Annotated in this window: 20 protein-coding genes; 11 read left to right on the top strand and 9 right to left on the bottom strand. The window is 66.8% G+C overall.

What is annotated here, in order from left to right; translation table 11 throughout:
- Positions 1-111 precede the first annotated feature (111 nt).
- Positions 112-849, bottom strand: a complete 738-nt coding sequence (locus KXC42_RS25350) for a hypothetical protein (protein ID WP_197481929.1) — start codon at positions 847-849, stop codon at positions 112-114.
- Positions 846-1,196 (bottom strand): hypothetical protein, encoded by a 351-nt coding sequence (locus KXC42_RS25345; protein WP_197481928.1) that lies wholly within the window; start codon positions 1,194-1,196, stop codon positions 846-848. The genes KXC42_RS25350 and KXC42_RS25345 overlap by 4 nt, the downstream gene beginning before the upstream one ends.
- Positions 1,197-1,581: 385 nt before the next feature.
- On the opposite strand from KXC42_RS25345, the gene KXC42_RS25340 reads away from it, so the two are divergent.
- The 5 genes from KXC42_RS25340 to KXC42_RS25320 are packed head-to-tail and all read left to right on the top strand — an operon-like array spanning position 1,582 to position 4,984.
- Positions 1,582-1,980, top strand: a complete 399-nt coding sequence (locus KXC42_RS25340; protein ID WP_064257451.1) for a helix-turn-helix transcriptional regulator — start codon at positions 1,582-1,584, stop codon at positions 1,978-1,980.
- Positions 1,977-3,074 carry an ACR3 family arsenite efflux transporter gene (gene arsB / locus KXC42_RS25335; protein WP_064257452.1) on the top strand — a complete coding sequence of 366 codons (1,098 nt, stop codon included), beginning with the start codon at positions 1,977-1,979 and terminating at the stop codon, positions 3,072-3,074. Before KXC42_RS25340 ends, arsB begins: the two co-directional genes overlap by 4 nt.
- Positions 3,075-3,077: 3 nt before the next feature.
- Positions 3,078-3,491: an arsenate reductase ArsC gene (locus tag KXC42_RS25330; RefSeq protein WP_082921158.1), complete on the top strand. Its 414-nt coding sequence runs from the start codon at positions 3,078-3,080 to the stop codon at positions 3,489-3,491.
- A gap of 16 nt (positions 3,492-3,507) precedes the next feature.
- Complete coding sequence (locus KXC42_RS25325; RefSeq protein ID WP_064257453.1) at positions 3,508-4,554, top strand: ArsO family NAD(P)H-dependent flavin-containing monooxygenase; 1,047 nt, start codon at positions 3,508-3,510, stop codon at positions 4,552-4,554.
- Positions 4,555-4,576: 22 nt separating this feature from the next.
- A complete protein-coding gene (locus KXC42_RS25320; protein ID WP_064257454.1) occupies positions 4,577-4,984 on the top strand; it encodes a low molecular weight phosphatase family protein in 408 nt (135 codons plus the stop codon).
- A 52-nt stretch (positions 4,985-5,036) separates the two neighbouring features.
- Here KXC42_RS25320 and KXC42_RS25315 read toward each other — a convergent pair whose 3' ends face one another.
- Positions 5,037-5,528 (bottom strand): ArsI/CadI family heavy metal resistance metalloenzyme, encoded by a 492-nt coding sequence (locus KXC42_RS25315; RefSeq protein ID WP_064257461.1) that lies wholly within the window; start codon positions 5,526-5,528, stop codon positions 5,037-5,039.
- A gap of 97 nt (positions 5,529-5,625) precedes the next feature.
- Between KXC42_RS25315 and KXC42_RS25310 the strand changes: the two genes are divergently transcribed.
- From KXC42_RS25310 to KXC42_RS25300, 3 genes are all read left to right on the top strand, one after another.
- Positions 5,626-5,985: an Rv2640c family ArsR-like transcriptional regulator gene (locus KXC42_RS25310; RefSeq protein WP_060654893.1), complete on the top strand. Its 360-nt coding sequence runs from the start codon at positions 5,626-5,628 to the stop codon at positions 5,983-5,985.
- 535 nt (positions 5,986-6,520) lie between these two features.
- Positions 6,521-6,748: an Arc family DNA-binding protein gene (locus KXC42_RS25305; protein WP_064257462.1), complete on the top strand. Its 228-nt coding sequence runs from the start codon at positions 6,521-6,523 to the stop codon at positions 6,746-6,748.
- Positions 6,745-7,164 carry a type II toxin-antitoxin system VapC family toxin gene (locus tag KXC42_RS25300; protein ID WP_064257455.1) on the top strand — a complete coding sequence of 140 codons (420 nt, stop codon included), beginning with the start codon at positions 6,745-6,747 and terminating at the stop codon, positions 7,162-7,164. The genes KXC42_RS25305 and KXC42_RS25300 overlap by 4 nt, the downstream gene beginning before the upstream one ends.
- Positions 7,165-7,367: 203 nt before the next feature.
- Here the strand turns inward: KXC42_RS25300 and KXC42_RS25295 are convergent, their stop codons facing one another.
- The 6 genes from KXC42_RS25295 to KXC42_RS25270 form a co-directional block, all read right to left on the bottom strand.
- Positions 7,368-8,372 (bottom strand): DUF2637 domain-containing protein, encoded by a 1,005-nt coding sequence (locus tag KXC42_RS25295; RefSeq protein ID WP_082921159.1) that lies wholly within the window; start codon positions 8,370-8,372, stop codon positions 7,368-7,370.
- A 224-nt stretch (positions 8,373-8,596) separates the two neighbouring features.
- The gene (locus tag KXC42_RS27515; protein WP_257606234.1) at positions 8,597-9,037 is read right to left on the bottom strand and encodes a hypothetical protein; all 441 of its coding nucleotides are present in this window, start codon (positions 9,035-9,037) and stop codon (positions 8,597-8,599) included.
- Between the two features lie 274 nt (positions 9,038-9,311).
- Complete coding sequence (locus KXC42_RS25285; protein ID WP_064257457.1) at positions 9,312-10,493, bottom strand: hypothetical protein; 1,182 nt, start codon at positions 10,491-10,493, stop codon at positions 9,312-9,314.
- A 115-nt stretch (positions 10,494-10,608) separates the two neighbouring features.
- Positions 10,609-12,018, bottom strand: a complete 1,410-nt coding sequence (locus KXC42_RS25280; protein WP_064257458.1) for a ParA family protein — start codon at positions 12,016-12,018, stop codon at positions 10,609-10,611.
- 2 nt (positions 12,019-12,020) lie between these two features.
- Complete coding sequence (locus KXC42_RS25275; protein ID WP_064257459.1) at positions 12,021-12,371, bottom strand: hypothetical protein; 351 nt, start codon at positions 12,369-12,371, stop codon at positions 12,021-12,023.
- Positions 12,372-12,495: 124 nt separating this feature from the next.
- On the bottom strand, positions 12,496-14,652 hold the full coding sequence (locus tag KXC42_RS25270; RefSeq protein WP_219130581.1) for an FtsK/SpoIIIE domain-containing protein: 2,157 nt from the start codon (positions 14,650-14,652) through the stop codon (positions 12,496-12,498).
- A 990-nt stretch (positions 14,653-15,642) separates the two neighbouring features.
- Between KXC42_RS25270 and KXC42_RS25265 the strand changes: the two genes are divergently transcribed.
- The 3 genes from KXC42_RS25265 to KXC42_RS25255 are packed head-to-tail and all read left to right on the top strand — an operon-like array spanning position 15,643 to position 19,470.
- Positions 15,643-15,951 carry a hypothetical protein gene (locus tag KXC42_RS25265; RefSeq protein ID WP_064257743.1) on the top strand — a complete coding sequence of 103 codons (309 nt, stop codon included), beginning with the start codon at positions 15,643-15,645 and terminating at the stop codon, positions 15,949-15,951.
- Positions 15,952-15,998: 47 nt separating this feature from the next.
- Entirely contained in the window at positions 15,999-16,409 is a 411-nt protein-coding gene (locus KXC42_RS25260) for a hypothetical protein (protein ID WP_064257742.1), read from the top strand.
- Positions 16,393-19,470, top strand: a complete 3,078-nt coding sequence (locus KXC42_RS25255) for an ATP-binding protein (protein WP_064257741.1) — start codon at positions 16,393-16,395, stop codon at positions 19,468-19,470. Before KXC42_RS25260 ends, KXC42_RS25255 begins: the two co-directional genes overlap by 17 nt.
- Positions 19,471-19,502 lie beyond the last annotated feature (32 nt).

Below are 19,502 nucleotides of genomic sequence, written 5' to 3'. Positions count from 1 at the left end.
CCGCGTCTCATGGATTCGGTTGATGCCGAACACCGTGGCCTCGCCGTCGGTGAGGCCGTCAACGCAACAGGTCGGGCCCCGACCTCCCGGGTGGGGCCGTCATCGCCAAGCTCAGGTTCCGCGCTGTTCCCCTCTCGGGTCCTTCGGTCCAACATCTGCTCGATCGGATGCGGATGCCCAAGGGAGTGCAGCTGTAATCTCGGGTCCAGCAGTCGGCGGTGACGTGGGTGTGGCGCGACTTCCGTCGGACCGCACCACAACCCGGCTCGACAGGTGGTCCAACCAGCTCTGAGCTCTGGCGAGGGACCGTTCCTGGTCTTCGATGTAGGTCGGTGGCCAGTCGATACCGCTCGCGATGCGGTCCTGGATCGCGGTGGCCGTGACGAGCTGTTCCGTCACGAGTGCCGCGACGAACTCGTAGTCCTTTTCTCTGCCGGCGATCGTCTTGGAAACGCACAGATCCACCGGGTCCAAGCACAACCCGGTCCGCCCGTACCGGGTGGACGCGTCGTCGTCGACGACGAAGTGGACGAGCCGATTGTCCCAATTCTTCGGGAGGACCACGACATCCTTGTGAATGCCTTCGACATAGAACCCGAAGGCAGTATGAAAAGGTGAGTCCTCACCAAGTCGGGCATCGAGCAGCAGCAGTTTGTCCTCGACCGAGGGCGGGTCCGTGATCCCACTCAACGGCAGAATGTCGACTTCACGAGACAAGAAGGTCGCCGGGGGCAATTCATCGGTGTCGAAACTGCCGAGGATCGATTGAGAGCCCAGGACGATCACACGCGGCTCGTCGAGGTTGGCACACGCAGCTTTGATCGCGCGCCCGAGTTCTTCCCGATTCACCGTGTCGCGGTACCCCTGAGCCGGGTTCCGAACTCGTTGAGCACACGTTGGCGTTCGTCGTCGCTGAGCAGCACCGACAGCGGCGACAGATTCCGCATCTCCCGGCTGGTGTCGTCGTCCGACTCGACGATCGTGCGGATACCGTCGATGTCGTTGTCGCGGACGATCCTGTCCCAGCGGTCGAGGTAGCGGTCCATCAGCGGACTGCGCCCCACCTGCCGGCGGATCGTCCGGAGGTTCCGGCGCACGGGTTCGGTGTCGACCGAGATGCCGCTGCTCATGATCTTGTCCAGGACCGCGGACTGCACGAGTTGTTGACGCAAGGTCTTCGGCGTGACGACGCTCATCTGCCTCACCCCTACTCCGACTTGCCGTGCTCTGCCGTGACCCTTCCCATGATAGGGGGGACTGTACAGCGGTTTTGAGGACCACTTCAGGTAAGCCGGCTCGGGACATTCCGACGCTGTCCTCGAACCTGGACTGCTCGAGGACAGCGGCAAGAAGCGCGAACCGCCGGTCGGTCTGGGACCACACCCGATCACGGTTCATCAGAGAGTCAGGATCATCCCAGGCATGCCTCGAATTCGTACGCTTCGGCTCCCCCGCCTGCGTCGTACGCCGCCACGTGGCTCCTGACCCAGTCGTTCGGGCTGAGCTCGCACTTTCCGGTCCTGCTCCGATGGGGCGTGGTCCCGGTTTGCCCGTTGATTCGATCACTGTCAATATTGATGGGTGTCGATTCAAATTGATAGTGACGACCTCTGTTGCGCGCCACTGGTACGGGAACCTCTGACGGAGGACTGGGCCGGAGAGTTGGCTCGGATGTTCAAGGCGATCGGAGACCCGGTGCGCCTACGAATGCTCAGCCTGATCGCCAGCCATGAGGGCGGCGAGAGTTGCGTGTGCGACATCAGCCCGGCCTTCGACCTGTCCCAGCCGACCATCTCGCATCACCTCAAAGTGCTGCGCGAAGCCGGTCTGCTCGACTGCGAACGCCGCGGAACGTGGGTGTACTACCGGGTGATCCCATCGGCCTTGGCCCAGTTGTCGGCCGTGCTGTCCCCGGAACGCGGAGTCGTACCAGGCTCGGACTGCGCCATCGTCAACGATGCAGCGGAGGCGACGCGATGACCACGACGAACACCGATCACCCGGCGGTCGTCGGGAAGATGTCGACCCTCGACCGATTCCTGGCCGTGTGGATCGGCGCCGCCATCGTCGTCGGCCTGCTACTGGGCCGGATGATCCCCGGACTCGGCGAGGCTCTGAGTTTCATCGAGATCGACGGCATCTCCCTGCCGATTGCCCTGGGCCTGCTGATCATGATGTATCCGGTGCTGGCGAAGGTGCGTTACGACCGTCTCGATACCGTCACCGGCGACCGCAAACTCCTCATCAGTTCCCTGATCTTGAACTGGATCCTTGGCCCCGCCCTGATGTTCGCCCTCGCCTGGCTGATGCTGCCGGATCTGCCCGAGTACCGCACCGGCCTGATCATCGTCGGTCTGGCCCGCTGTATCGCGATGGTGATCATCTGGAACGACCTCGCGTGCGGGGACCGCGAAGCCGCAGCAGTGCTGGTCGCGATCAACTCGGTCTTCCAGGTGATCATGTTCGCCGTCCTCGGCTGGTTCTACCTGTCGGTGCTGCCCGGCTGGCTCGGACTCGAACAGGCCACCCTCGATGTCTCGCCGTGGCAGATCGCCAAATCGGTGCTCATCTTCCTCGGAATCCCCCTGATCGCCGGTTTCCTCACCCGCCACTTCGGCGAAAAGGCCAAGGGCCGTACATGGTACGAGGACACCTTCCTGCTGAAAATCGGACCGTGGGCGCTGTACGGTCTGCTGTTCACCATCGTGATCCTGTTCGCGCTGCAGGGCGAGCAGATCACCTCCCAGCCGCTGGACGTGGTGCGCATCGCGCTGCCGTTGCTGGCGTACTTCGCGATCATGTGGGGCGGGGGTTATCTGTTCGGCGCCGCGATCGGCCTCGGCTACGAGCGCACCACCACGCTCGCGTTCACCGCGGCGGGCAACAACTTCGAACTGGCCATCGCCGTGGCGATCGGCACTTTCGGGGTGACCTCCGGACAGGCGCTGGCCGGAGTGGTCGGGCCACTTATCGAGGTGCCGGTCCTCGTCGCCTTGGTGTACGTCTCCCTCGCCCTGCGCAACCGCTTCACCCGTCACGAGTCGGCACACGTGCCCGCATCGAAAGAGGTTTGAGCCGTGAGCACACCGAGTGTGTTGTTCGTCTGTGTCCACAACGCCGGCCGCTCACAGATGGCCGCCGGTTTCCTCACCGCCCTCGCCGGTGACCGGATCGAGGTGCGCTCGGCCGGCAGCGCCCCGGCCGATCAGGTCAATCCGGCCGCGGTCGCGGCGATGGCCGAGGTCGGCATCGACATCTCCGGTCAGAATCCGAAGATCCTCACCACCGAGGCAGTGCACGCCTGCGATGTGGTGATCACGATGGGGTGCGGGGACACCTGCCCGGTATTCCCGGGCAAGTCATACCGGGACTGGGTGCTCGACGATCCGGCCGGTCAAGGCGTCGAGGCGGTGCGCCCGATCCGCGACGAGATCAAGGCCAAGGTCGAAGCCCTCGTCGCCGAGTTGACCACCCCGTCCTCACCGCGCTGACCTGCGAGGTTCTTCGATGACGACGAACGTCGAGGTGCTCGTGATCGGCGGTGGGCAGGCGGGTCTGGCTGCCGGCTACTACCTGCGCCGGGCCGGGCACCGCTTCGTGATCCTCGACGATCAGCACAGCCCAGGCGGGGCGTGGCCGCACATGTGGCCGTCGCTGCGACTGTTCTCCCCGGCGGAATTCGCGTCGCTGCCGGGGTGGCCGATGCCGCGCTGGCCGGACGGTTTCCCGCCGGCACGTCATGTCGTGGACTATCTCACCGCCTACGAAGCCCGCTACGGCCTGCCGATCGAGCGGCCGGTGCGGGTGCAGGCGGTGCGCCGCGACGGCCCCGCTGTGCTGGTCGACACCGACCGTGGGCAGTGGCGGGCGCGCCGGGTGATCAGTGCCACCGGCACCTGGCAGCGACCGTTTCGGCCGAGCTATCCGGGCGCGGGTCTGTTCGCCGGGCGGCAACTGCACACCGTCGACTACCGCACCCCGACCGAGTTCACCGGCGCCGATGTCGTCGTGGTCGGGGGTGGCAACTCCGCCGCCCAGCTCGTCGCCGAGATCTCCACCGTCGCGGCAACCACGTGGGTCACCACCCGTCCGCCGCGGTTCCTGCCCGATGGTGTCGACGGCCGGGCCTTGTTCGAGCTCGCCTCCCGCCGTGCGGTCGCTCTGGCTGCGGGCCGGCCCGATCCTGGTGGCATCGCCGCCCTCGGGGACATCGTGATGGTTCCGGAGGTCCTCGCTGCACGTGAACGCGGCGTCTTGACCGCCCTGCCGATGTTCGATCGGCTCACCGTCGACGGCATCGCCTGGGGTGAGCGCCATCAGCGGGCCGATGTCGTGTTGTGGGCGACAGGTTTTCGTCCCGCCCTCGCACACCTGCGGCCGTTGCGGCTGCGCGACCACACCGGCACGGTGCCGGTCTGCGGCACCCGCTCGTTGAAGGAGCCGCGCTTGCATCTGCTCGGTTACGGCGATTGGACCGGTCCCGGTTCGGCCACCATCCTCGGCGTCGGCCGCACCGCCAAGGCTGCCGTCGCCGACCTCGATCTCGACAATTGACCTGCGTGAAAGGGCCTCGCCTGTGAGCACACCCTCGGTGTTGTTCGTCTGTGTGAAGAACGGCGGAAAATCCCAGATGGCCGCCGGGCTGATGAAAGCCGCTGCCGGCGACACCGTCGCGGTGCACTCCGCCGGCACGAAACCCGGTACCAGCATCAACGCTCTGGCAGCCGAGGTGCTGCTCGAAGTCGGCGTCGATATCACCAGGCAGATCCCGACACCGGTCGATCCGCACTTGGTCCGCGATGTCGATTTGGTGGTCACCCTCGGCCGCGAAGCCCGTCTCGATCCGGTGGCCGGGACACGGTTCGAGAACTGGGACACCGATGAGCCATCCGAACGCGGCATCGACGGCATCGAACGGATGCGGCTGGTCCGCGACGACATCGCCGCTCGTGTCGCCGACCTCGCCCAGCGGCTTCGTCGCTGACGACATCGATGTCGGCCACCCGAACCTGGGTGGCCGACATGAGGTGGGTTGTTCAGCAGCAGGACGTTGTAGTTGGGGTCTGCTGCGTCCCTTCGGTCGGGGCGGCGGCGGTGCCGCAGCACACGCCGCCTTCGGCGGTAGCCGGGTCGTCGAGGTGCTGTGGGCTCGAGCCGAAGGTGTCCGAATCGGCGAGGACGGTGTAGACCTCCCATTTCTCCCCGGCGGGGCCAGTGACCCACACCTTGTCCTGGGTGGCGAAGCAGCAGGTGGTGCCGATCTCCTCGTCGGTGAACAGTCCTTCGCCGGTCAGGCGGGCGATCTCGGCGTGAACCTTCTCGCTGGATTCGACCTCGACGCCGAGGTGATTGATGGTGCCGCCCTTGCCGGGGTTTTCGAGCAGTACGAGCTTGAGCGGCGGTTCGGCGATCGCGAAGTTCGCATAACCGGGCTTGAGCTTGGCCGGTTCGACACCGAACAGTTTGGTGTAGAAGGTGACCGCTTCGGTCAGGTCGTCGACGTTGAGGGCGAGTTGTGCGCGGGACATGACATCCTCCACCTGTGTGACATATATCGAAGTACTGGACGCCTACAGAATGCGCCACCTTTTCGACGTATGTCAAGAAAGTAGATAAGCTCGAAGGATGCCGAAAGCCCTACCCGTCATCGACGTCAGCGCCCCCATCTGTTGCGCGCCGGTCTCGGCCGCCCCCATGAGCGACGATGCGGCCCTCGAACTCGCCCTGCGGTTGAAGGCCCTCGCGGACCCGGTCCGCATCAAACTCGTGTCGATCCTGCTCACCGCCGACGACGGCGAAGTGTGCACCTGCGATCTCGCCACCGGCGTCGACCTGACCGAATCCACCGTCAGTCACCACCTCGGCCAGCTCCGCAAGGCCGGCATGGTCGAATCCGAACGACGTGGGATGAACGTCTTCCACCGCGCCCGCACCGAAGCCCTCGACGCGTTACGTGCGGTGCTGGACCCGAACTGCTGCCGCTGACCCCTCATCGACCGCGTGGGCCGATCGTGTTGCCCGGCGTTCGAGGGCACGCCGCCGCGCAGCAGTGGCGCGGAAGCACCAGGAACGGGTGACCGCTCCCGCCCGAACTCACCGATCGAGCTCTGGTCCGCGCCCTCGGTCGACTCCGCAGGAAAAGGCGCCGTTGTCGTCGGCCCTCGGGGTCACCCTCGAGGACCGCCCCAGCATCTCCCGGAATGCTGCGGGGGTGAGCCGTCGCTGCGGCCAAAAGCCCGTCGAGCACAGCGCGATAGTTCTCGGCCGAAGGCTCGGCAACCGACTGCCCCACCTCCGCCGCGGGTGCCCGATCAGGAAGGAACGATCCGAGCCAGTTCGTCACGCGGGTAAGGACAAGATCGCGGTCATCGGTATAGACGGCCGGCCACTGAATTCCGACCGCGGCGATGCGGTCCAGGATGTCGCCAGCGCCGACGATGCCGTCCCGGATAAATCACCGGGTCGCGGTTCTCCGACATTCCTGGGTGATATCACTAGTGTGATATCGGAGGTGGTCACGGTGGAACAGATCCTGATCCGCAACCTTCCCGCGGGAACCAAGGCTGCCCTGCGGGCGCGTGCTGAGCAGCATCACCGGTCGGTCGAGGCGGAGGTACGCGACATCCTCGGCGAGGCCCTCGAGCGGGAGCCAGTCACGCTCGTCGACCTCTTGAGCACCGATGAGGGTGCCGACATCGAGTTCGAGCCCGAGCGCCTCGGTTTGACCGCCCGAACCGCCGAGTTGTGAAGTACGTTCTGGACACCAACGTGGTGTCCGCGCTGCGAGTTCGGGGCCGTAACCGGTCGGTCGAGATTTGGGCGGCGTCGGTGCCGGTGGCCGACCTGTTCGTGACGGCCATGACTATTGCCGAGATCGAACGAGGCGTAGTCGCCAAGGAGCGATCCGACCCGAATCAGGGAGTGGTCCTGCGCCGGTGGTTCGACGAACGGGTCCTGCCCGCCTTCGCTGACCGTGTGTTGCCGTTTGATCTGCCGGCCGCCCGGGTGCTGGCCACCTACCGGGCGCCCGAACATGCGCCGTTCGACGCCGCTCTCATCGCCGCTGTCGCCCAGGCCGCCGAGATGACCGTGGCGACGCGCAACACCAAGCACTTCGACCCGCTCGGTGTCCGGTGTGTCAACCCGTGGGAACCGAATCCCTGAAGGCCCGACTTCGGTGCAAACGCCCGTCGACCGGGCTCGAGTGCGGTCAATGAGGCTCGCTGAGCTGTCCGGTACGGCCGGCCTCGCTCAGGGGAGCATGAGGCACCGACGCATGACATCGCCCTGAAAGTGGGGACGCGAGCGGGAACGCGAAGTCGGGAAGGTTGCCGCTTCACGGACCGCAGCAACCCCTCAGACATGAGTCACGCGGGTTGCAGTTCCCGCACCGGTCCGGTGCTGTCGACCGCCGGGAGCGGCGGCACGGCGAAGCCTTCAGCTTCGGCGGCCGCAACGAACGAGCGCCACCGACGACTGACCGTGGACTTATCGACGTGCAACCGCCGCGCAACCTGGGTTTGCCGCAGGTGCGGCTCGTCGATGAGCATCGCCGCCACGCGTTTGACCGGGTCGGTGAAACTGCCGTCGGCGAGGAACTGCTGCAACCCGGCCGCGGTATGCGGGTAACCGTTGCGCGTTGCATCGGCGCCGCGGGCGTTCCCGACAACATCGGCGTCCACGGTCGTCTCGGCGAGGGCAACACCCGCAACGCCGGACTTGCGTGAGGTGCCGGGTGATGCACTCTGCGCTTCGTGGTGCACCTCGTGGGCGCGGCCGGCATCGATTGCGCTCTCCGGCGTTGCCACCGCGGCAAGCGTGAAATCGTGCTCCGTCGTCTTCTCGGTCGCGGGGCGGATCGGTGCAGCGGTGGTGCCCTCACGGTGCACGAGCTGATCCACCGTTGCAGCATCACGGCGTTGGGCGCGTTCGTCGATGACAACCTGCAACATCATGGTGAACAGGTGAAACAGTGCCAGCCACAACAGCGGGAAGATCGCCGCAATGACCGCGGCAATGGCTGGGGGTTGTGGGATGAACCCGAGGTGCTCACCCGCTGCAACGCGTGCGAGGTTGCGGGCGGCGAGTTGATAGGAGTGGTACGAGTTGCCCACCACACTCAACGCGACGGTGACGACCGCCAAGCTCATGCAGTAGCGCCGCGCCCAAAGGTGCCGGTTGGCAACGCGGAAGATGACGTAGCCGGCTGTTGCAGCGGCCTGTGCAACGTCGATGGCAACCGGGGCCATCCATGCACGACTCGGATGCACGTTGATTTCGATGGCCAGTGCCCGCAACGCATCGAACGACAGCGTGAACGCCAACGCCGCAAGAAGCAACGCCATCGTTGCCACCGCGGCGACACCGAGCATCTTCGAACGCACCGGCCGCGCATCGTGGCGCAACGGCGGTGCGGACTGAGGGGAGTCATCGGACACGACGGAAGCCTCTTTCTACGACATTCTCTAGAGGGGTGCTGATTCGACTACTGACACGTGCTCTTGGCATCTCACTCCCCTACCCGGGGTGCGGACAGGACATCGACGAGGTGCGCCGCACGAACCTCACGGAAACGGGCGGGTTGCCGAGTCGGTGGTCAGTTGAAGACGTCGACGAACCATGTGCCGTCGATCTGCTGGGTGGTGACGGTCTGGGTGATGCGTTGCACGCCGTCGGGGCGCAGTTCCGACAGGTCGACGAGATAGACATCCTCGGACAAGGCCTTGGTGCGGACGCAGTAATTGGTGCCGACGGGGATCTCGTCGATGAACGGCTGCAGCTGCTCGGCCGGGACGACGGAACTATTCGGGGTGGCCAAGGCGCGGGCGGCGACCGCGTCGCGCCGGACGTAATAGGCGTAGTTCCAGGCGGCGATCACCCCGGCGCCACTGCGCTGGTCACCCCGGTCGGCGCGGCAATCGTCATCGAGATCCGACGCCGGCGCCGTCGGCGTTGCGGACAGTTCGAGCATCGGTGTGCCCACATCGTCGGACGGCGGTGCTGCCGCTGCGGACTCTTCGCCGCGTGCATTCCACATCACCCCTATGGTGACGGCTGCAACCCCCACTGCAATGGCGATGGCAACCGCTGCAACGCGGCCGGTGCGCCTCGCTGTGCGCGGCACAGGTCGCTCGTGTGGGGTCACCGCCGGTGCAACCAATGCACCGTCGATCGCATCGCCGGGTGCAACCGGATCGGCGGTTGCACCCGAGGGTGGGGTGGGTGCACCGCCGAGGAGGTCGACGACGGCCGGATGCCGAAATGTTGTCTTGCCGAGTTTCATCGGGGTGCACCCACATCCTTTCGTACGGTCAGGCGGAGACCGGGGCGCCAGCGCCCTGTCCGACGGCGGTCGAGATCATCTCGGCGGCAGTGCCGGCCGAACCACCGAAGAACGCCTCCAGGGTGGTGTCCACGGCGGCGATCACGTTCTCGCCGCCGGGTTGCGCCGTGACCCATTCGCGGGCTTGTGAATCGATGTGCGGTGCTGTCTGCACCGCGCTGTGCACGACCTCCGCAGTGGCGGCACCGACCGGTCCGGAGGTCTGCCACTGCTCGACCGTCGCCGCGGTCTGCTCGGTGATCACGTCCTGCTGCACGTCCGGCAACTCGACCTCGATCGGCTGTCCTTCGTCGTCCCCGGCACCGAAGGCGGTACCGGCAGCGAGGCCGACTGCACCACCGACGAGCGCGCCGGGGACTGCGCCGACGGCGCCACCGATCGCCGCACCTGCCGCGGTTCCTGCGACACCGGTCGTGATTTCGGGCAGCACCGGGATCGGCAGCGGCACCACCCCGCCAAGGGCGGCGCCGCCGATGCCGCCGATGGTGCCGCCGATCAGCGCACCCGGTACCGCACCGGCCGCGGCGCCTGCGGTCGCTCCGGCGGCGACACCGCCGATCTGTGCGGCGGCGACGCGGTCGGCGCGATCAGCGTGGACACCGACGGAACGCCAGAAGGTGGCCACCTGGGATCGGGTCAGGCCGGCGGTGTTGTTGGTGCGCTCGCGGTCGGCGTCGGTGACCCAGTTCGGCTGGGTGAGGTGGTAGTCGCCGATCATGATCTTCTCGGGCGGGGCGATGTAGATCGGGGCCTGCTCGACCGGGGTCGGGGCGTGCAGCGTCGACAGGTCCAGCGGCGGGGTGTACGTGGTCTGCCGGTTGTAGCGGCCGGTGTCGTAGTCGTAGTTCGGCAGCGGCTCGTACTGCGGCTGCACTGCAGGCGGGGCGGACCAGTAGATCGGCTCGGACGGCGCCTGCGGCACAACTTCCACCTCGGTCTGCGGTGCCGGGGTCGCGGTGGTGCCGCCTTGCGTCCCGCCGCCGGTAGTGCCGCCCTGGGATGGGGCCGCACCGGCGGTCGGGGCCAGCACCAGTCCTGCCGCCACTGCGGCGATCGCGACGAACGCGGCCGTGGCCTGACGCTGGACTGTGCGGTGGCGACTGGCAGCGCGGCGTGCGGCGCGGTTCGGGGTGGGGTTGTCGTTACTCATCGGGCATTGCCTTTCATCGGTCGGCCACAGGGAGGGCCGGGTCTGGTCGGGGATCGAAAAGGATGACGTGGAGCAGCCTTAAGCCCGGACCGAAAATGGTTCCGGACCAACGGGATCAGGGGTCGTCTGCGATCAGGTCGACGACGGTGGCGGCGAGGACGGTCAACGCCTCGCAGGTGTCGCGTCGTAACTGGCTCAAGGTGATGCGCTCACCGGAGGCGAACAGCGGCTCGAACGGCATCCGGCACACCGGCACACCGAGTGCGGAGAACGCATCGACGGCATCGGTCTCGACCATCGGCACATCCCCCGGCCCCTCGGTGATGACCACGACCGTGCGGACGAGCACATCCGGGCGGACGGCGGAGATCGCGGCCAGGGTGCGCTGGGCAGCGACCGCGCTGTCGCGGCGCAGCGGCACCGGAACGATCACGGCGTGCGCAGCGGTGATCGCCCACCGCCAGCTGCCGGCGTGGCGCGAGTTGCCGGTGTCGGCGACCAGCAGGTCGTAGTGGTGTCCGAGGATCGCCGCCACCGTCGCGGCGTCGTCGTAGCTCACCGGTGCCACCGCCCCGATTCCGCCGGCGACGACATACGAGCCGCACGGCTGACGGGTCAGATACCGAGTGAGCACGGAGGAGCGCACCGGCTGCGCCTGATCACCGAGATCGGCGAGCAGCGACGCCACGTCCTGCCCTGCGGCCGGGGGAAGCGCGATCCGATCGGTGAAGCTGCCGCCGACCTCCCCGAGGTCCAGGCACGCGATCGTGGCGGGGCCGCGATACTCGGCCAGTGTCTCGGCCAAGCCGATCGCCATCGGGGTTTTACCGACGCCGCCTTTGACGTTGGCGACGGTGACGAGCGCGCCGTCCGGCAGCGGCCGGGCGATCGTGGTGTGCGCCGCGCGCAGCCGCATCTCGATCGAGTCGGGTTTCGGTGCAAGCGCCAGGCCGAGCATCGCGTTGAGCCGTCCCCGCATCCCGAGGCGGGCGGGTTCGCCGGCCGCTGGGTTGACGCGGGGTGCGGACAGCGCCGACAACGCCTCGATCCGGCCGCTGAGCGGCTCTGTGGCCAATTCTGGGGGTGGTATGGACTTCGGACCCCGCGATCGTGTCGGCGCGGCCTGTGCAGGCTCCTGAGCGGGCGCCCGGTCGACCAGTGTCGATGTCTCGTAGGTGAACGGTTCGGCAGCCACGGTCACCGGCGCGGCCAGCACTGTGTGAACAGCCTCGGCGGCCGCCGAAGCGGGTTCGCTCACCACGACCGGAATCGGGACGCTCGGAGCACTTTCGGTGAGCTTGCCGTCAGGGCCGACCGTGAGGAACCGGGTGTCCTTGCCGGTGCGATAGACGACCTCGACGGCGGACTGCTGCTTGGCTGCGAGGGTGCGCACGAAGTCGTGCACGACAGCGGCCAGCGCCCTGTCCTCGGTTGCCGCCAGTTCCATCGGTGGCACGTCGGCGCCGGTGAGCCTCGCGCGCGCGGTGGTCGCGGAGGTCGCCTCGATCTCGACGGTCGGCGCCATGGTTAGTTGATCCCGCCGAAGGCACCGGCGCCGGCCAGCGCGGTGTCCATCTCGTCGATGACAGCATCGGTCTGCTCGAGCTCGGCCAACGCGTTGGTGCGGGCTTTGCCGTCGGGCAGCGCTTCGATGACCACGCGGCGCTTGGCCGACGCCTCACGGATTTCGGCGAGGCGTTCGCGCGTGAGTTCCTGCCTCTCGTCGAGTTTGGCCAGCCACACCGGCGAGGTCTGTTTGAAGTACTCGCGCAGCGCCTTGATCACCGGATCGTTGGCGCCCTTGGAGACGAACGGGCCACGCAACGCGGCGACGTCCTCGGCAGTAGGGGTGATCGACTGAGAAATGCGACGAGTCATCGGGTTCCTTCCGGTGGTGATTACGGGCGTGGTTCACGGGGCCGACGAGCGGTCACTACGGGGTTGATGCGATCGCGACGACACGGACAGCGATCAGACTCTCGTGCGGTGGGTCGCCCGATGCTCATGCGCTGCGTCCCACGAGGTCGGGTTCGGGCAGGACAACGACGCCGTTCGCGTCGAAAGCAATGCGGGTGGTGACCCGGTCGGCGCCGATGGTCAGGACGGTCTCGATGACCTCGCCTCGGCTGCCGCGACGCACATCGACCGCATCGACGGTGACCGGCACCAGGTCGCCGTCCTCGTTGTCGATGAGCACGGTCTGCCCGGCGGTCACGCTCGAGGCCGGGATGACATCGGCGAAGTCCTCGTCCGCAGGATCAAGTTCCGGTGCGGCTTCGGCTCCAGTCTTGGCCATCGACACGGTGCCGATACCGCCCGTACTCGTACCGCCGAGGACGATCGGCTCGGGCACGCTTCCGTAGTTGCGTGCCCGCCGCGCCAGGGCGCGTTCGGATTCGATGAACTCGGCCAGCTCCGGCGAGTAACAGGTGAACTGCGGCGCCTCGGCCGGCATCAATCCGTCGATGATGGATTTCTCGTTCTCCGACAGCTGGTTCCACTTGTTCGGATGCTTGTCGACGTTCGGGGTCCACCACATCTGCGCATCGACGGGCGAGCCGTCGTCACCGAGCGCGATCCCGCGGCCCTTGACCGAGGTGTCGACCTCACGGCCCACCGTCGAATCCCCCCACATCATCAACGCCCCGTCCTGCGAGAGATTGCCGAGCGAGATGCGGGTGCCGAAGTTGTCACGCGCGTTGCCGGAGGCACCACCGAACAGGGACGCATCCGGACGCTGCACACCGAGCAACAACCGGATGCCGGCCGAACGCGCGAGCACCGCCAGATCCGCCCACGCACCGAGCGGATCGAGTTCCTTGAGCAGAGTCTTGGTTTCGTCGTCGCCGGTCTTGGCCAGACGCTGCCACTTGCCGGAGAGGATGAAGAACTCGTCGAGCACCGCGATCATCAGCGGCAGCTGCGAACCTTCGATCTTCATCTGATGGATGTAGGCGTTGCGCGCCATCATCTCCGTATGCAGGGCGCGCACGAACATCGCCGCGCGCAGCGCGTCGTAGATGATCGCCCCACAGCCGGGGTAGCCCTCGAGGCCGTCGAGTTCGATCATCTTCGGATCGACCCCGACGAACGGAACCCCGCGACGCGCCGCTTCGGTCAGCAGCGTGCGGATCACCGAGGTCTTACCGCCGCCGGTGGGGCCGACGATCAAGCAGTGCGGCTTGTTCGAACTCGTCGAGACATCCCAGAACATGATCCGGTCCGCCGCGCCGGTCGCATAGGGCAGGTGCCGCAGGTTCTCATCGACCAGTTCCAGGGGGTGGTCGACGCGCTCGGGCATGGCGGTGACCAGACGCATCACCAGATAGCCCTTGTTCGGATACCAATCGCAGGTCCAGTTCCGGCCGGATTCGTGCGGGCCGGCGAGCGAGGCGAGGGCTTCGTCGACCTTGGCCTGAAAGCCCGGTGCTCCGGCGTTCATCGACTTGGCGAAGGCGATGCGGTAGCCGGTCTCGATGCCGTCCTCGTCGATGGTGTCGACGCTGACCTTGGGACTTTTGAAGATCGTGGCGCCGTCGAGCGCATCCTGCAGGACCTTCTGTCGTTCGCTGCGGGTGTCCGGGGAGATCGGCGTGCGGGTGATGACGAGCCGGTCGCGGTGCGCGTCGTGCCGCACCGTCACCGCCGAAGTCTCGCTGGTCCCGAAGGCCGTTTCGACCGCACGCGAGAGCGCCTCGAATTGCTTGGGGCGGATCACTGCACCGCGCGAGAGCTTGATCGTCGCGCCTCGCATCGAGCGCCCGGTGGTGGGCCGCGAAATCGAGACCTTGGTGGGTATATGCCCGGTGCTCTGCTGAACCATCGCGTCGAGCATCTGTGACCACCGGTGAGTGCGGTGCCGCGAAATATCCAGGGCGATCAACGGAGCGGTGGCTACTGCCAGCGGCCACCGGTAGTCGTACAGCCCGGTCAGCGCCTCGACGACCGAAGCGTTTCCCGCGACAGAAGCAATGAGGATGGGGCTGGAGAAGGCAGCTGCGGCAGAGATTGCCGTCAGCGGCGAGAACGGCACGAAGCGGGACACGCACGTGGTCCGCCCGTCGCCGGTCCGATCGCCGCGAGCGTCGGTGGTGTCGCCGAACGTGTCGCGCCATGCAGCGACGAGCCAGTCCTTGAGTGGGTCTGGAGTTGCGCTCACTGCATGCGCCTTTCACTCGTGCTCGTCTTCGCCGGATGCCGTCCGGTGCGGTGTGCGAGCACAGTGGCAGAGGGGCCGAGTTTTCACCAAGCAGGTGACGGCATTCCGAACTGACGCAGGTGATGCGCTCGGATCCGCGAGTGCCCAGCTCGATGAATTTGTGCCTCAACGTGTTCGGCGCTCACCTGAGAAGATCTCCACCACAGCGCTTGCAACGCGATGTCACCGAGCGCTTTTTCGACTGCTGATCCCAGCGCTCGCATACCGGTTCAGCGAGCGTTCATCCGAGCATGCTTATGGGCACTTGCACGTGGTGTTCCGAACGCTCCACAGCCGCCCTCCCCGTGTGGTTATCGAGCGTGGGCACGACCGCCGCAGTCAGCGCTCCGAAGAGCGTTCGACGTGGTCGGTTGCGAATACCGTTGGCGCCGCGCGCAATTCTGGATTACACTCCCCCCAAGGAACGCCGGGGGGAGTGACCCCGTAAGGGGTGGGCGTCGCGAGCGCTCTGCGCAGCACTGGGATTCACCGCTCGAATCCATCGCCCATCTCACGCGCTCTGTCGAGCGCCATGATGCGCACTCCCCCACTCCCCCACGATCACCCCTGCCTCCCCCAGCCCGATCACGGCCCTGCGAACCTCTCTCGCACAGGGCACACACCTGGCGTTGATGCATGTTCGTCCACCGCCCCGGCCGGCACTATCGCTCGGGTCGCTGTTCAGGCATCGAAGACGCATCGACGATCACCTCGCTTCATGTGCGGTGACGGCGCGCGTGAACATCGCTGCTCCGCACTCCCCGCCACGTGCGCTCGGCATGGCTGTCCGGTCTCGATCGTGGAGGTGTTTCTCGCGCTCGTTCTTCCCCGTCGACCTCGCCGGATGTGTGCGCTGTGTGCATTCACCTGTTTGGGCGAGATCGCGTGCTCGTTTTACGTTCTCGGCCGTCGCCTTTCGGGCGTACCGACCGAACCATCACTGGAGTGCTCATGTCTCTCGCGCCAAGTCTTGCCGAACTGGCGATCACGACCATCCCGAGTGGTGACGTGCTCGCCCAGACCACCGAGGTCACCACGACCGGGGTCCGCGCTTGGATCGAAGACAACATCGTCTTCACCATCCTCGTGTTGATCGCGTGCGTGGTCCTGATGGGTGGGCTGCGCGGCAACCTCTCGAAGGTCGTCACCGTCGGCGGCCTGTCGCTGGTGGGCATGGCGTATCTGGGCATCGCGACGAACACCACCGCGGCAACCGGCATCGGCAATTGGCTCCTCGGTCTGGTCGGCATCCAGGTCTGACCACCGCACGCAAGTACCGGCCGACGACCGCAAAAGGGGTACCGATCGTGATCGACAACGACGACATGCTGCACCGCGTGGACCGGCACTATCTCGGCCCGACCGGCTTCACGCTGCCGTTCCGCCTCCGCTACGCCGCAGTCGGACTCGGCGCGCTCATCACCGCGACGGTGTTCGTCCTCGCCCGCGCGGTCGTGCAGGTGCCGCTCGGCTTCCAGTCTCTGGTGGTGATCGTCGGGATCGGTGTCGTGATCACTGCGCGGGTGACGAAGTACGTCAACGCCGACCGTTCGGTCCGGTCGGTGATCCGAGCTGCGTGGAACGACCTGACTGCACCGCGCCCGCCCAAGGCAGGACAGACCGTCGTCTTCACCATTCCCGCTGCTATGCGTGCCTCGCGCAGTACGCCCCCGCAGCGTCGAGCGAAGGGAACTGCTGACGATGGCTGTCCAGCCTGACAACGACATTGCCGCGTTGTTCGATCCGAATTTCGACGAGCCCGCACCGGCGATCGTGCCGCCGGGTGCGTTGCCCCCGTCGTGGGCGGCGGCGATGGCAGCACACCGCATCGCCTCCCCGCCCCCGGTTCCGGATCCGAATGCGGACGCGACGCAGGCCGCGGAGCTGGCGTGGTCCCAGGTGCCCGACAGCAGCATCACCGCCCCTGCTCCGGTGACCACTTCCACCACCGCAGCGAGTGCAGACGCACCGCCCGCACAGCGCAGGCGCGGCCGCACCAAGCGCGGCACGTCTGCCGACACCGACGCGGAGTTCACCCGGCAAACCAAGACCGCCGCCAAGCGCGCCGCTCGCACGCGCAAAGCAGTGCGGCTGCAACTGATCGGGGTCGAAGGCAACATCACCCGCACCCGTAGCCAGTCCACAGCGTGGTTCGTCCAACCACCAGGGCCGTGGAACATGCGCCCGGTCGCCCGGCAGCGCCGCTACATCCGCAGCGAAGCGTTGGTGCTGGCGAACCTCGCCGAAGCCGGCGTCACCGGTCTACACCGCCGGCTGGTGCGTACCCCGTGGCCGGTGCGCCAGTGGGCGCAAGCTCACGACGGGTGGGCCGAACCGATCGCGGATGTGCCGCGCGCGTTGTCGTGGCCGGACTATCTGCGCGGTCAGCAGCACGCCATGCTGTGGGGCAACCCCACTCTCAAGGGCCGCTACTGGGGCATCGAACTACCCCCGCGCTCGGCGCTCGCGGTCGGGCTCGACACCATCTCCGAATGGTTGCTGCCCGCCGTCGATACACCGCTGCTCGGCCGGATCGCGAGACTCGTCCGCTCGTGGGCGCACACGGCGTTCCTCAACGAGCAGAAGGCGCTCGCCGAGCACCTCGCCACGATCGAACGCATCCTCTCGGGACAGGGGGTGCGTGCCAAGCCCGCCACCGCCGCGCAGATGGACTATCTGCTGCTGCGCTCGGCCTCACTGGGGTTGCCGCTCGATGCCGAGGGCGTGATCTCCGGCGGTGGGGACTGGGAACACTCCGATGTTGCTGCGCTCGAGGACCTCACCGACCTCGAATTGACCCCCGGTGACGGGTACACCACTGTGCGCGGACAGGTCGGTGGCCGGGACTACACCGGCTACGCGATCGTGCTCACGGTCGGGCGCATGGCGCCGTTGCCGATCCCGGAGCGGATGCTGCCCTGGCAGGTCATCGGCGACTCCTCCGGTGAACCGCTCGAATGGTCCGAACGCATCCGGTTGAAGACCAAGAGCCAGACCATCCGCAGTCTGCGCCGGCTCACCGCGCGCATCGAGGCGCAGTTCGACCACTACACCGTCGAACACGACCAGGTACCACCGCAGGAACTCGCCGAACAGCACGCGCTCGCTCAACGGGTGCTCTCCGACATCGAAGACGACCACTCCGGCCTGTCGGTGCGCACCGACGGCTGGTACCGGGTGCTTGTCGTCGGCTCGTCCCCGGACGAGGCGAAGCAGAAGGTCTCGATGCTTCAGGAGATGTACGCCCCGCGCATCCGCCTCGAACACGAGCACGGCCAGTACCAACTGCTGCGCGAATTCCTCCCCGGTGAGCCGCTCGCCAACATCGCGCACTGCCGGCGCATGAGTGTCGAAACCGTCTCCGCCGGGATGGCCGCGGTCGGCGACCGGATCGGGGACCGCACCGGCGTGGTGATCGGCGAAACAGCCTCGATCGCGCCCCGACCCGCGGTGTGGGATCTGTTCGCCGCGCATGAGAAGAAACACAAGTCCGGTCTGACCCCGATCGTGGCGGTACCCGGCTCGGGCAAAACGTTCCTGGCCGGGATCCTCGTCTACCAAGCGGTACGTGCCGGCGCCTACGGGGTGGTGCTCGACCCATCCGGACCGCTCAAGAAACTCGCGCAGCTCCCCGAGTTCCGGGGTATCGCCGAAGTTCAGGCGTTGACGGGGCGCACCTCGCGGCCCGGCTCCCTCAACCCTTATCGGGTGATCGTCGATCCGCGCCGCGACGACCCCGACTACGACCCGACCAATCCGGACTACGCCGACGATGCCGATCCCGTCACCGCAGCCCAGTCGCAGTACGAAGCCGACCTGCGGGCCGCGCAGGCCGAGCGGATCTCGGTGGCGGTGTCGGTGCTGAAGATGATGCTCTCCCCCGCCCGGCTCGAGCACGAGTGGACCGAAACCGTCCTGCAGACCGCGGCGAACACCGTCGGCGGCGGACGGCACCACAACCTGCGCGAAGTCCTCGACGCGATCGCCGCGCTCGGTCGCGACGACGAGAACCTTGATCTGCGTACCTGTGCGCGCAGCGTGCATCAGGAGTTGTCGATGATGGCTGATCTCGCCGAGGCCCGCGTGCTCTTCCCCGAAGCGGGCACCACCGGTGAGCCGGAGGACATCGTCGACAACAACACTCGACTGACGGTGTTGACGATGCCCGGCTTGCAGCTCCCACCCACCGGCACCGACCCGTCGCAGTGGACCCCGCAGCAACGCATGGCCGGCCCGCTCATGCACATGGCCGCGTGGCTTGCGAACCGGCTCGTCTACGAACTGCCCCGCTTTGAGCGCAAGGTGCTGTTTCTCGACGAGAACAAGTACCTCGAACAAACCGGTGCCGGCCGCACCCTGAATCTGCGCATCGCCCGCGACTCGCGCAAGTACAAGGTTCGCGCGTTGGTGTGCTCGCAGCTGCCCGACGACTATCTCGGCGTCGGCGGCAGCGACGACAAGTCCGCATTGACCTACGAGGTCATCATCGGCGATCTCGGTGGCAACACCCATGCCATCGACGGCGCCCTCAAACTACTGAACCTTCCTGCCGGGGAAGGCTACGAAGCGTTGTTGGCCGATCTCGGTGGTGGCGGAGAAGACACCCTCGATGAGGACACCGACACCGAGCACCTCGACCAGGCACGCCGGTTCATCGTGAAGATGGCTGACGACATCGAACTGGTCCGCTCGGACTGGACCCACTTCGTCCACCTGGCACACGTATTCGCCGCGCTCGATTCCCGCGCGACCCGCGCCGCGATGGACACTCCTGCATGAGCGCGCAACGAGCACGCCGGATTCTCCCGGCA

Origin of the sequence: Rhodococcus sp. LW-XY12, assembly GCF_019317345.1 — a bacterium.
Lineage (GTDB): Bacteria > Actinomycetota > Actinomycetes > Mycobacteriales > Mycobacteriaceae > Rhodococcus > Rhodococcus pyridinivorans.
The sequence above is the reverse complement of the archived record's forward strand: the minus strand, read 5'-3'. Positions and strand labels throughout refer to the sequence as shown.